At 69.2% G+C, this 13,133-nt stretch carries 10 protein-coding genes; all 10 read right to left on the bottom strand.

Annotation, left to right across the window (positions count from 1 at the left end):
• Nucleotides 1-8: 8 nt before the first annotated feature.
• Complete coding sequence (gene dapB, locus AA983_RS06105) at nucleotides 9-755, bottom strand: 4-hydroxy-tetrahydrodipicolinate reductase (RefSeq protein WP_047311379.1); 747 nt, start codon at nucleotides 753-755, stop codon at nucleotides 9-11.
• A gap of 9 nt (nucleotides 756-764) precedes the next feature.
• Nucleotides 765-2,546, bottom strand: coding sequence for an alkaline phosphatase D family protein (locus AA983_RS06100; RefSeq protein WP_231579547.1), 1,782 nt, complete (start codon nucleotides 2,544-2,546; stop codon nucleotides 765-767).
• Complete coding sequence (locus tag AA983_RS06095; RefSeq protein WP_047311377.1) at nucleotides 2,546-3,652, bottom strand: YihY/virulence factor BrkB family protein; 1,107 nt, start codon at nucleotides 3,650-3,652, stop codon at nucleotides 2,546-2,548. The genes AA983_RS06100 and AA983_RS06095 overlap by 1 nt, the downstream gene beginning before the upstream one ends.
• 134 nt (nucleotides 3,653-3,786) lie before the next feature.
• Nucleotides 3,787-6,237 (bottom strand): polyribonucleotide nucleotidyltransferase, encoded by a 2,451-nt coding sequence (locus AA983_RS06090; protein ID WP_047311376.1) that lies wholly within the window; start codon nucleotides 6,235-6,237, stop codon nucleotides 3,787-3,789.
• Between the two features lie 168 nt (nucleotides 6,238-6,405).
• Nucleotides 6,406-6,675: a 30S ribosomal protein S15 gene (gene rpsO / locus AA983_RS06085; RefSeq protein ID WP_047311375.1), complete on the bottom strand. Its 270-nt coding sequence runs from the start codon at nucleotides 6,673-6,675 to the stop codon at nucleotides 6,406-6,408.
• 116 nt (nucleotides 6,676-6,791) lie between these two features.
• Nucleotides 6,792-7,685, bottom strand: a complete 894-nt coding sequence (locus AA983_RS06080) for an ECF transporter S component (protein WP_082128754.1) — start codon at nucleotides 7,683-7,685, stop codon at nucleotides 6,792-6,794.
• The gene (locus AA983_RS06075) at nucleotides 7,682-9,394 is read right to left on the bottom strand and encodes an ABC transporter ATP-binding protein (RefSeq protein ID WP_231579546.1); all 1,713 of its coding nucleotides are present in this window, start codon (nucleotides 9,392-9,394) and stop codon (nucleotides 7,682-7,684) included. The genes AA983_RS06080 and AA983_RS06075 overlap by 4 nt, the downstream gene beginning before the upstream one ends.
• Nucleotides 9,391-10,578, bottom strand: a complete 1,188-nt coding sequence (locus tag AA983_RS06070) for an energy-coupling factor transporter transmembrane component T (RefSeq protein WP_052946936.1) — start codon at nucleotides 10,576-10,578, stop codon at nucleotides 9,391-9,393. The genes AA983_RS06075 and AA983_RS06070 overlap by 4 nt, the downstream gene beginning before the upstream one ends.
• Nucleotides 10,575-11,684, bottom strand: coding sequence for a hypothetical protein (locus AA983_RS14740; protein WP_156170249.1), 1,110 nt, complete (start codon nucleotides 11,682-11,684; stop codon nucleotides 10,575-10,577). The genes AA983_RS06070 and AA983_RS14740 overlap by 4 nt, the downstream gene beginning before the upstream one ends.
• Entirely contained in the window at nucleotides 11,662-13,062 is a 1,401-nt protein-coding gene (locus AA983_RS14735) for a prenyltransferase/squalene oxidase repeat-containing protein (protein ID WP_156170246.1), read from the bottom strand. Before AA983_RS14735 ends, AA983_RS14740 begins: the two co-directional genes overlap by 23 nt.
• Nucleotides 13,063-13,133: the final 71 nt, after the last annotated feature.

Below are 13,133 nucleotides of genomic sequence, written 5' to 3'. Positions count from 1 at the left end.
AGTTCGGGTCAGAGGCCGAGGAAGTTCTCCAGGCCCACGGTGAGGCCGGGCGTCGTCACCACGTTGCGAACGCCGGTGAGCACGCCGGGCATGAAGCTGACGCGCTCGAAGCTGTCGTGACGGATCGTGAGGGCCTCACCCTCCGCGCCGAACTGCACCTCCTGGTGCGCGACGCGCCCCCGCATGCGGATGGCGTGCACCGGGATGCCGTCGACGCGGGCTCCACGCGCGCCGTCCGGGTCGTGTTCCGTGGCGTCCGGAACGTCGCCGAGACCGGCCTCGCGGCGGCCCTCGGCGATGGCGCGCGCTGTGTGCGCGGCCGTGCCGGAGGGCGCGTCGACCTTGTTCGGGTGGTGGATCTCGACGACCTCGACCGACTCGTAGAAGGCCGCCGCCTCGCGCGCGAACTTCATCATGAGCAGGGCCCCGATGGAGAAGTTCGGCGCGATGAGCACACCGACGCCGTCGGCTGCGTCCACCTGCGAGCGCAGCGTCGCGAGCTTCTCCTCGGTCCACCCCGTCGTACCGACGACAGCCGAAACGCCCCGAGAGACACAGTGGGCGAGGTTGCCGGGCGACGCGTCGGGCACGGTCAACTCGATCGCGATGTCGGCGCCCCCCAGATCACCGAGGTCGTCACCGACGTCGAACCGGCCGACGAGTTCCATGTCCGGGGCCGCCTCGACCGCCTTGACGGCCTCGCTGCCCATGCGCCCACAGGCGCCGATCACTGCAACCTTGATCGTCTCGCTCATGGCCCGAGCCTAGCGACGCAGGTTCTTGACCCGCTCGACGATCCGCATGGCGAGTGGCTGCCACGCGTGCAGGCGCCCGCGATCGCCCTTGCGCTCGACGTTGTCGCCATCGCCGTCGGAGTCGAGGCGGATGTCGGAGACGACGCGTAGGCGCGGGTGCTCGAGGTCGCCGTCGACGATCTCACCCGCCTCCCAACGGAAGTCGAGGCCCTTCTCGGTGACCTCCACCGTGGCGAGGTTGTTGTCGAACCACGGCCCGTGCGTCGTACGCCAGGTGAAGTGCGGCGTGCGCACGGCCTTCGTCCGCTCGACGACCTCACGCAGCGGCCACGCGAGTCCGCGACCGATGATCGACTGCCCCGCGCGCACGTGCCGCGGCAGCGGGTTTCGGATCGGCGAACACACGGCCTGGAAGATGCGCGACTTCGTGCCGTCGGCGTCCTGGACCTCGGAGAGGAACGAGTTGTGGATGTCACCCGAAAGGAACGTCACCGTGCGCGGGGCCACGCCGCGCTCACCGCGCGCAACCTCGAGCACCATGTCGGAGACCTTGAAGAACGTGTCACTGAACGCGGCCCAGTGCTCGAGGTCGATCGTCTGGCGCATCTTCTCGCCGAGGCTCGCCATCGTCTTGCCCCACGCGCCGTCGCACGCGGCCTCGTCGAGCGCCTCGAGCATGTGGATGCCCTCGGGCATGAAGAACGGCAGCGACGTACCGATGAACAGGTGCTCCACGTCCCCGCGCAGTTCACCGTCGAGCCAGTCGAGCTCCTCGGCGTCCAGCATCGCGCGGTGGCCGGGGCGCAGATCGCGCGCGGCGCGCGAGTCGAGGACGATGAGCTTGCTCTCGCCGAGATCGCGCGTGTACGAGAAGCGGTACGACTGGGCGTCCCGGTCGACCTTCTCCGCGAAGGCCTCGATCATGTCGGTGATGTCGAGCTCGTCGCTGCCGGTGTGCGCGGTGATCTTCTGCCAGACCTCGTCCTCGGCGAGCGCCTCGGGCGAGAGGTTGCCGCAGTGCTGGTAGACCCAGTACGACGAGAGCGCGCCGACGATGCGACCGTGCCACCAGGAGGTCTTGTTCATCTCCTCGTGCCACGCGAGCGAGGTGTTCCAGTCGTCGCGCACGTCGTGGTCGTCGAAGATCATCGCGCTCGGCATCGTCGAGAGCATCCAGCGCACCGCCGGCTCGCTGTAGGCGAGGCGGTAGAGGTGGGCGTACTCGACGTAGTCCTTGAGTTCCTCGCCGGGTTCGCTGTCGAGGCCGCGCTTCTCCTCGATGAACTCCTGCATGGCCTCCGACGTGATGTCGGCGTATACCTGGTCACCGAGCAGGACGACGAGGTCGGGCCACCGCTCGTCCCTGGGGTGACGCGCCATTTCGTGCGCGTAGGCGCGCAGCGAGTCGATGCCGTTGGTGCGGTTGTGCTTGGCGTCGTGCGGCACGCTCGTGCGGCAGCTGCCGAAGGCCATCTTCGTCGGACGATCGGCCTTGAGCATCTTGACGACCGGCGCGGGGAACGGCGAATCGGGCTGCGGCCACGCGTGTTCGCCGTTCACCTCGACCGTGTACTCGTACACCTGGCCGGGCTCGAGGCAGTCGAGCAGGACGAGGGCGTAGTGATGCCCGTGCGCCGCGAACGTGCGTGCGCTCCACGACTTCTCGCCGATGCGCACCGTGAGCTCGCCCGCGTCACGCGTCTGCGCCCAGAGCGTCGCCTCGCGCTCCCCCGCATAGCGCACCATGGGGCCGAGCTGGATCGGCTCGTTCGTCCTGAGGTCGTTCGTCATCATTCGCTTCCGTCGACACTGCGGTTGTCTTCCACTTCGGCCGTGAGTCCCCACATCCCGGACGGCCGCGTCGGATGCCCACGCTTCAACCATTGCTCGTGGGCGTCCACTGCATCGTGCCACCGCAGGTCGAGGTCCGAGGGCTGATCGGCAACACCGTCGTTGTCCTTGTCGAAGACGACGTCGATCGCTTGGTAGTTCTTGAAGCGCTGCATCGTGGACTGCAGGGTGTACGCCTGCTGGTCGGCCAGGGTGAGGTCGACGTCGTCCGTGAACTGCGTCATGAGCGAGCGTGGGTACAGACGGCGGTGGAGCACGACGTTGACCTCGCACCCCACGACGAACGCGACCGCCATGATGTAACAGGCGACGAGAATCGTCAGGATGCTGCCGTACGTGCCGTAGATGTCGCTCGAACGCGCGCCGAAGATCTTGGTGAAGGTACTGCCCGCCGCCATGAACAGCTGCCACACGACCGTCACGAGCAGCGCGCCAGGAGCCAGACGACCCCACCCCTGCCCGCGAGCCGTCGTCATCTTCATGAGGAGCAGGAAGATGACGGTGCCGAACACGAGGTTGAGCGCGAGCATGAGCGGGCCGGGTACGTGCCACATCTGCGGCAACCAGCCCAGCGCGACCAGTGCGGCTCCGAGGAAGAGCAGCACGGCAGCGCTGCGCACGCGCATGAGGATGGGGTTGGGGCGCGCGTTGCGCGGCACCGACCAACACGTGTTGCTCGTGTGCTGAAGCGCCTGAGCCACCCCGAGGCCACCGTAGAGGGCCACGATCGAACCGAGCACGATGCCGGAGACGCTGCCGCGCAACGCGCTCGGCGCGGCGTTGCTCAGCGTGTTGCCGAGCACGGGAATCTGGCCGAGCACCGAGTCGAGGATCTGCTTGTGCAGCCGCTCGTTGCCGTGAATGAAGAAGCCGAGTGCCGACTGCAGCAGCAGGATGAGCGGGAAGACCGAGAGGAAGCCGTAATAGGTGATGAGCGCCGCGAGATACGCGCCCTGGTCGTCGATGAACTTGTACACGACACCGATCGGGTACCCGAGCACGGGGTGACGGCGCTGAAACGCGTCCGCCCGGTCGACTGCTCTCACCCGCCCATCCTCCCACGAAGCCCGAATCCCGCCGGAACGTCGTGGCCGTGAAAGGGAACGTCTTCCACGCATGCGGAAAGCTCCGCCCCCGACGAACGTCGGGAGCGGAGCCTTCATGCTCGAACCGGTGTGGCTCAGGCGTCCTCGGAGGTCGCCTTCGCCTCGTTGCCGTCGGAGCCTGCGTCGACGAGCTGGTCGGCGGCGGCGTTGCCCTCGCCCTGCTCGGCGCCACGGCCACGACCGCGACCGCCACGGCGACGCTGACGCGGCTTCTTGTCACCGGACTCGTCCTCGGAACCCGAGTGCGGGTCCATGTGACCGGCGGAGTCGGCGACCTCGGCAGCAGCCTCGGCCGTCGCGGCGTCCGTGTTCTCCGGCGTGTTCGCGGACTCGGCCTTGGCCTCCTCGACGACGGCGAGCGAGAGCTTGCCGCGCGGGTCGACCTCCTTGAGCTCCACCTGGACCTTCTGGCCGATCTTCAGCACGTCCTCGACAGCGTCGATGCGCTTGCCACCGACGAGCTTGCGCACCTCGGAGATGTGCAGCAGGCCGTCCTTGCCCGGAAGCAGCGAGACGAACGCACCGAACGTCGTCGTCTTGACGACCGTGCCGAGGAAGCGCTCGCCGACCTCGGGCATCTGCGGGTTGGCGATCGCGTTGACCGCGGCGCGCGCAGCCTCGGCGCTCGGGCCGTCCGTGGCACCGATGTAGACCGTGCCGTCGTCCTCGATGGACAGGTCGGCGCCCGTGTCCTCCTGGATCTGGTTGATCATCTTGCCCTTCGGGCCGATGACCTCACCGATCTTATCGACCGGGATCTTCACCGCGAGAACGCGCGGGGCGAACGGCGACATCTCGTCGGGAGCGTCGATCGCCTCGTTCATCACGTCGAGGATGTGCAGGCGGGCGTCGCGCGCCTGCGTCAGTGCACCGGCGAGAACCTGGGCCGGGATGCCGTCGAGCTTCGTGTCGAGCTGGATGGCCGTGACGAACTCACGGGTACCGGCAACCTTGAAGTCCATGTCACCGAACGCGTCCTCGGCACCGAGGATGTCGGTGAGGGCTGCGTACTGCGTCTGACCGTCGATCTCGGCGGAGACGAGACCCATCGCGATACCGGCGACCGGGGCGCGCAACGGCACACCGGCGTTGAGCAGCGACAGGGTCGAGGCGCAGACCGAACCCATGGACGTCGAACCGTTGGAGCCGAGAGCCTCCGAGACCTGACGGATGGCGTAGGGGAACTCCTCGCGCGTCGGCAGCACCGGCATGAGCGCACGCTCGGCCAGAGCACCGTGACCGATCTCGCGGCGCTTCGGCGAACCGACGCGGCCCGTCTCACCCGTGGAGAACGGCGGGAAGTTGTAGTGGTGCATGTAGCGCTTGCGCGTCACCGGCGACAGGGAGTCGATCTGCTGCTCCATGCGCAGCATGTTGAGCGTCGTGACACCCATGATCTGGGTCTCGCCGCGCTCGAAGATCGCGGAACCGTGAACGCGCGGCAGCACCTCGACCTCGGCCGAGAGCGCACGGATGTCCGCCAGGCCACGGCCGTCGATGCGGACCTTCTCGCGCAGGATGCGCTCGCGCACGAGCTGCTTCTGCAGCGAACGGAACGCGGCGGAAACCTCGGACTCGCGGCCCTCGAACTCGCGGCCCTCGCCGGCGAGCTCGGCCTTGAGCGCGTCCTTGATCTCGTCGAGCTTGTCCTCGCGCTCGGCCTTGCCGGCGATCGTCATCGCAGCGGACGTCTGATCCTTGGCCGACTTCTCGACCGCACCGTAGACGTCGTCCTGGTAATCGAGGAACACCGGGAAGTCCTGGACCTCCTTGGCGGCCTGCTGCGCGAGCTCGACCTGAGCCTCACAGAGCACGCGGATGAACTTCTTCGCAGCCTCGAGGCCCTCGGCGACGACCTCTTCGGTCGGGGCCTGGGTGCCTTCGGCCACGAGGTTCCACGTCGACTCGGTGGACTCGGCCTCGACCATCATGATGGCGACGTCGTCACCGACGAGACGGCCGGCGACGACCATGTCGAACGCCGAGCGCTCGATGTCGGAGAAGTTCGGGAAGGCGACCCACTGGCCGTCGATGAGCGAGACGCGCACGCCACCGATCGGGCCGGTGAACGGCAGACCGGAGATCTGCGTGGAGGCCGACGCGCCGTTGATGGCGAGAACGTCGTACTGCACGTCCGGGTTCTGCGCGAGAACCGTGATGACGACCTGGACCTCGTTGCGCAGGCCCTTCTTGAAGGCCGGGCGCAGCGGGCGGTCGATGAGGCGGCAGGTGAGGATCGCGTCCGTGGAGGGACGACCCTCACGACGGAAGAACGAGCCGGGGATCTTGCCGGCCGCGTAGCTGCGCTCCTCGACGTCCACCGTGAGGGGGAAGAAGTCGAAGTGCTCCTTGGGCTGCTTGCTGGCGGTGGTGGTGCTCAGCAGGCAGGTGTCGTCGTCCAGGTAGGCGAGGACTGCGCCGTTGGCCTGCTTCGCGAGACGTCCCGTCTCGAAGCGAACCGTGCGGGTGCCGAACGAGCCGTTGTCGATGACGGCTTCGGCGAACTGGATCTCGGGACCCTCCATTTGGGCCCTCCTTCTTGTTTCATCTACGTCTCGGATGCGCACATCGTCGTTGTGTGCGACCCGTTTCTTGCTGCCGAGCGACCCGTCCGGGCCCCTCGAAACACCGAAAGGCGGCCACTCGTAGACGAGTGACCGCCGTCCGGCGTCAAATCATGGTGATCAATGCGATCAACGGCGCAGGCCGAGGCGCTTGATCAGCGAGCGGTAACGCTCGATGTCGACCGACTCGAGGTAGCGAAGCATGCGCTTGCGCTGACCGACGAGCAGGAGCAGACCACGACGCGTGTGGTGGTCGTGCGGGTGCTGACGAGCGTGCTCCGTCAGGCCCTTGATGCGCTCCGTGAGGAGGGCAACCTGCACCTCGGGCGAGCCCGTGTCGCCTTCGGACGTGCCGTACTCGGCGATGATCTTCTTCTTCGTCTCAGCATTCAGGGCCATGCCCAACTCCTTCAACACATCGTTGCGCGGTGCTCCCAGGCCTGTTCACTGGGGCGCTCTTGGTCCGCGGCCGATCGACGGCAGAGTTCAGATTATCAGCGGGGCCGGGTGCCGACCTAATCAGCGCGGGAGCCCTCGGCGAAGCGCGGCGTCGCGTCGAACGCGGCACGACGCGAGGCACGGCGCAGCGCAACCATGATCGGTCGACCCGCGACGAGGATGAGGGCGACGTTCGTGATGACGCGCCCGAGGTCCCAACCCAGCGACGTGGCCAGGGTGTAGGCGACGAAGCGTGCGAGGTTGTCGCCCAGCGGCGCGCCGGGCACCGGCATGATGGCCGGGTCGTCGCCGGTGGCGAACGGCCAGAGGGACATGTTGAGCACGAACCCGTAGGCGAGCGACGCGAAGGCGCCGTAGACGCACAGCAGGAGCAGTTCGAGCGGCCACCTGAGCCCGCGCCGCCACGGCAGAAGGCCGGCGCCCATGGCGACCCAGGCCGCTCCGAGCATCTGGTACGGCAACCACGGGCCGATGCCCGCAGTGAGCACGGCGGAGGCGAACATGCTCGTCGCGCCGAGCGCGAAGCCGAAGCCTGCTCCGAAGACGCGGCCGCCGAGGACGAGAAGGAAGAACATCACCTCGATACCGCCGGTCCCCGCACCGAGGGGGCGCAGGACGGCATCCACGGCAGACAGGACGCCGAGCATCGCGACGGCCTTCGCGTCCATCCCGCCGTCCGCGATCTCGGCCAGGACCACGACGAGCATGAGCGGCAGGAGGATGGCGAAGAGCATCGGGGCGTCACGGCTGTGGCCGGCGACGGCCGAGTGCTCCTCGACGAGGAGGGGCCACAGGTTCGCGAGCAACCCGATGAGGCTGACGACGAGGATCGTGGCGGCGCTGCGCGGCTTCAGACGGACGGCGCTCGTTGCCTTCGAGCGGGCGGCGCGTTTCACCGGCCGGGCGGTGCCCGCGCGCTCTTCCGGGTTCGCAGAAGCCTGCGGACTCATGACGGCACTCCGAGCACCGTCAGCGCATCGCTCAAGGTGAGTGCGGGAACGGGCGCGAGCACCTTCGCCATCTGTGGGGCCAGGGCGGGCGACGCCGTGAGCACGTCGCGTGCACTGCCGGTGGCGATGAACTCTCCCCCGGCCATCTGGATGACCTCGTCGGCCACTGCAGCGGCAAACTCGACGTCGTGCGTCGCCACGAGAACGGCCCGCCCTTCGTCGGCGCGCCTGCGCAGGATCGCCCGCAGGGCCTCCTTGCCGGCGTAGTCGAGACCGCGGGTCGGTTCGTCGAGCACGAGCACCTGAGGTTCGGCCACGAGCTGGACGGCGATGACGAGCGCGAGGCGCTGCCCTTCGGACAGGTCGCGGGGATGCATGGCCGGGTCGATGCCCGGGGCCAGGTTCGCGAGGTACGCCTGGGCAGCACCGGGCTCGCGGCCGGCGTCGGAATCGGCCTGCGCGAGTTCCTCCCGCACCGTGTCGAGGTAGAGGAGGTCCCCGGCGGTCTGCGGCACCATGCCGACGAGACCGCGGCGCTGCGCGGGGTTCAGTTTCGCGGGGTCGAGCGATTCGCCTCGTGCGGAGACCACGCCGATGCTGCCGCCGTCACGCCGGCCACTTCCCTGAAGCGCCCACATGAGCGTCGACTTGCCGCAGCCGTTGCGGCCCATGAGCGCCGTCACCGTGGCGGCGCAAAGGTCGAGGTCCACACCCGCGACGACGTCGAGGCCGGACAGGCGAACGCGTACGCCCCGCGCCTCGAGCACCGGCGCAGTCGAGGGCACGTCTGTCCCGCGGATGGGCGGTGCCTCGACCGTGAAGGGCGCACTCGCGGCGCGCTCCACGAGCACCCGCCGCGCGTCGCGGATCGTCAGCGGCAGCGGCGACCAACCGGCGGCACGACCGAGTTCGACGACCGGCGGTGCGACGTCGGATGCCCCGAGCACCTCGCCGGGAGCGCCGGAGGTGACGACGCCGTTCGCCCCGACGTGCACGACCTGGTCGGCGAACGGGAGCACGCGCTCGATGCGGTGTTCCGCGACGACGACGGTCGAACCGACATCCTGGACAAGGCGCGTGAGTACGGCGAGAACGTCCTCGGCGGCCGTGGGGTCGAGCGCCGAGGTCGGTTCGTCGAGGACGAGGATCTGCGGGTGCATGACGAGCACACTTCCGATGGCGACGCGCTGCTGCTGGCCGCCCGAAAGGTCGCGCAACGGAGCCTCGCGCAGCTCGGCGATACCGAGCAGATCGAGCGTCTCCTCGACCCGCCGACGCATGACCTCCGGCGCTATGCCGAGCTGTTCCATGCCGTAGGCGAGTTCTTCCTCGACGGTGTCGGTGACGAAGCCGGCGAGGGGGTCCTGCCCGACGTACCCGACGACGGAGGCGAGTTCGCTGGGCTTGTTCTCGGAGATGTCGAGCCCGCCGATGACGACCCTGCCCTGCAGGAGTCCGCCCGTGAAGTGCGGGACGAGCCCGGTGAGCAGCCCGAGGAGCGTCGACTTGCCCGAGCCGGTGCGGCCGATGACGGCGACGAGCTCACCGCGTTCGATGCGCAGGTCGACGTCGCGCAGCGAGGGGTGTTCGGCCCCGTCGTACGTCAGCGTCGCGGCGTCCATGACGACGGCGGGTTCTCTAGTCCAGACGGTGGCAGCGTCACGCCCTCCCACGTCCCCCGCGGTAGTTGTGTCGTGTGTTTCGGTCATGAGGTGGCTCCTCGCAGGGCCCGGGCGTCGCGTCCGGGCGCTGCGTCGTCGAGGGTGCGTTCGGGCGCGCTCGTACGCCGCGGGCGTTCCGGTTCGGGTGTGAAGAACGCCGGCAGGAGCGCGGGCACGAGCGCGAGCGGGAGCCACAGGGGTACCACGGGCATGGCGAGGGGCGAAACCGAGAGGTTGCGCGCGTCGGGCTGGTCCGCGAGAACCGCACGAACGGCCACAAGCGTCACGATGCCGCAGGCAACGACGGCCCACTCGAGCAGGCCCCACGGGTCGCGCCGGTAGCGAGTGCGACGCATCGAACGTCCCGCGCATGCCACCCCGACCACGCTCGCCACGATGCCGACGACGAGCACGGGCGCCGTCGTCCACCAGGGAACGTCGCTCACGACTCCCTCGGCTCCGGAGCCCTGCATCGTGCCGTAGACGCCGACGCACGTGAGCAGCGCACCGCCGAGCATGAGCACGCCGATGACGAAGCGCGTCACGAAGGGCCGCTCGGCCCGACGGCCATAACCGCGTGCCTCCATCGAGGCCGCGAGGGAGATGGAGCGGTCAAGCGTGTCGTGCAGCACGGGAAGGGCCACCTGCTTGACGCGCGTGGCGCGGCGGGCGTCGCCACGCAGCACGCGCGCCTTGCGCACCCGCTGGACGCTCTCGACCAGCTGGGGTGCCACGGACAACGCAATGACGGTGGCCGTCCCGATGTCACGGACGGCCGGCGGGGTGGCCGCGAGCAGGCGCTTGGGGTTGGCGAGGGCGTTGGCTGCGCCGAAGCAGAACAGCATCGTGGCCAGGCGCAGGCCCTCGAGGAAGGCACCGACGAGGCCGCCAAGACCGACCGGGCCGAGAAGAGTGATGCCGCGAGCCCACTCGGGAAGCTCCACGTGCGGCAGCGGAAGGACGATCGTGTCGCTCGTTTTCATGCCCACGAGGACATGCAGAACGACGCGGCTCACGACGACGAAGGCTCCGAGCGCCGCGTAGAGGCGCAGGCTACGGGCCCACGGCGCATAGGGGCGCCGAGCGACGACCGTGAGCACCACGACGGCGAGCACGAGGGCCAACAGGACGGGATTCGTCGTCGTGGCGATGGCAACGGCCATCGCCGTCGCCCACATCCACCACGCACCGGGGTGGACGACGCGACGGCGATGGCCGGAGGCCGAGGTCATCCGCGACGACGTGCCGCGTATCCGCCTCCCACGGCTGCGACGCCGAGCACACCGACACCGGCGATGATGCCGGGAAGGTTGTTGCTGCCTGAGCTCTTCTTCTCCGGCACGGCGAGACCGGGCACACTGCCCGACGTCGAGATGCTCGGGTGAGCAGTGTTCTTCGGCTGGGGCACCTTCGTACCGGTCATCTTGGTGGCGGCGGGCGTGGCGCCCTTCTTCTTCACACCGACCTTGTACTTCTTGGCATCGCTCGAGTTCGCATCGAGCGTCGTCGACGAGCCGTCACTGAAGGTGATGACCTTGAGTGGCTTCCCGTCCTTCGTTACGAGGGCCGTTGCCTTGACCGTGGGAGTCGACGTGGCGCCCTGGCCCGGCTTCGACCCCGAGGTGGTCGGCTGGGGGCTGCTCGTCGAACCAGCCGTCGACGACGGCTTGCTCGGCGTCGGTTTCGGCGCAGCCGACGTGGAGCCGGCCTTCGTCGAGGACGGCTTGGCGGTCGAGGGCTTCGAACTCGACGGCTTCGGCTGCGACGTGGTCGGCTTCGTGCTGCTCGGCTTGGGCGAGCTGGGCCTCGGAGTCGATGTCGTGGGCTTCGTCGTGCTCGGCTTCGGCGACGTGATCGCAGCAGGCACGGGCACGGACGGCGCGGTGCCGTTGCCGAAGCGGAATCCGACGACTCCGCCCGGGGTGGCGGGCAGCGAGGCGACACCGAGGTTCGAGTAGTTCCACGAGCCGCCGCGCTTGGCGCTGAAGACCGCCCAGTAGGCGTTCGTCGGAGGCATCCGGCACGGCGAACTCGACGGGTACCCGTTGACGCCGCAGAGCACGCCGTCGTGGTACTGCGTGGAACCGGTCGTCGAGAACCCGGCGGCCCGCAGCGCCTGGAGCGCCGTGCCCGGACTACCCGGCGCGCAGCCAGTGGCCGAGCCGCTCGGGAACTGGACGACGACGGTCACGCCGCTCGTCGCACTCGTGCACGCACCCGCAGCGGACGCGGGCGCTGCGGCACCCGTCGTCACCGCACCGAGGCCCGCGAGGGCCGAGGCGCCGACGAGAACCGGTGCGCCGAGGCGCGCGAGATCAGCGGCGACGCGCGTACGCAACGGCACCTCCCGCGGTGACGAGGATGACCGCGCCGAAGGCGAAGCCGAACGGCACGGTGTTGTCCGAGACCTTGTCGGTGTTCACGATCGGGCCGGTGGCGGGCGTCGTCGACGTCGACTGCGGCACCGTGGACGTGGACGGCTCGCTCGGGCTCGTCGTCGAGGTCGGCGCTGCGGTGGCGTCCGTGCTCGTGGCGCTCGTGGTGCTCGTGGGAGCCGGCGTGGCGGAGGTGGACGTCGAGTTGCTCGACGAGGTGGTGGTCGGCTTCGGCGCGCTCGTCGTGGACGTCGAGGTGCTGGGCGACGACGTGGGCTCGGAGGAGCACGAGATGGCGGGAGTCGTGGTGGCGCCACCCTTCGTCAACGAGACGAGGGGCGCCCTCGTGAACGCGTAGAGACCCTGGGACGTGGCGCGGGTCTCGTTGCCGGCGAGCTTGCCGGAGGCACCGGCGCTCTTCATCGCCGCGAACGCGGTGCGGTCGTAGGCGATGGCGCCACGCACAGCGGCAGGGAACGAGCAGCCGTACTGCAGCGAGGCGACGAACGACTGCGCCTTAACAGCGCGCGCGCCCTGACCGCCGAGGGTGAACGCCACCGCCGCGAGGCCCGTCGAGTTGGCGTTGGGGGTGGTCGTGCCCGTTCCGCCGGCGACGCCACCGTCGGCGTTCTGCTTCGTGGCGAGGAAGTTCACGGCCTTCGTCACGTCGGCGCCGTGACCGCCGGCGGCGGCGAGCGCCTGCACGGCGAACGACGTGGCGTCGGGGTCGGAGACGCACGCCGAACCGTCGTCGGCCAAGCGGAATCCGCCGTCATTGCAGCGCAGCGAGAGGAGGTAGTTCGTGGCCTTCGCGTCAGCGGGCGCGCCGGCCTTCTGCAGCGCGATGACGGCGAGGGACTGGGTGACGGCGTTCGAGTAGTCGCCGTAGGCCGAGACGTCGGAGAAGCGGCCGCTCGGCTTCTCGAGGCCCTGCAGCTTCGAGACGAGGTCGACGCCGCCGAACGCGCGCGGGTTCTGCCCCTGTGCCTTCGCGACGATGAGGGACTTCGCCACAGCTCCGGCGTACACGTCGGTGCCCGGCATGGCGTAGTCACCCACACCCTTGGCGAACGCTGTCGTGGCGGCACCGGCTTCGTTGCCCGCAACGCCGGCCGACGTAAGGGCCAGGATGCCGTCCGCGGAAAGGCCCGCGTCGAGGTAGGTCTGACCCGCGTAGGTGGAGCTGAGCTGGTGCCCGCCCGCCGCGAACTGCCCGGCGAGGAAGGACGCCGCGGCGTCGGTTCCCGTCGCCGGAGCTGCGGTGGCGGGGGCCGAAGCTGCGGCAACGAGAGCGACGAGGGCGGCGCTGGTGAATCCGGCGCGACGCAGGTGGGTCGTCATGATGACCTTCCGGGCAGGTGCGTGGCCGGTGGTCGACACCCTGCTCGAACGACGAGCCGGGCCCCTCCCGC

The sequence above is a fragment of the Dermacoccus sp. PE3 genome (assembly GCF_001021715.1).
Lineage (GTDB): Bacteria > Actinomycetota > Actinomycetes > Actinomycetales > Dermatophilaceae > Dermacoccus > Dermacoccus abyssi.
The sequence above is the reverse complement of the archived record's forward strand: the minus strand, read 5'-3'. Positions and strand labels throughout refer to the sequence as shown.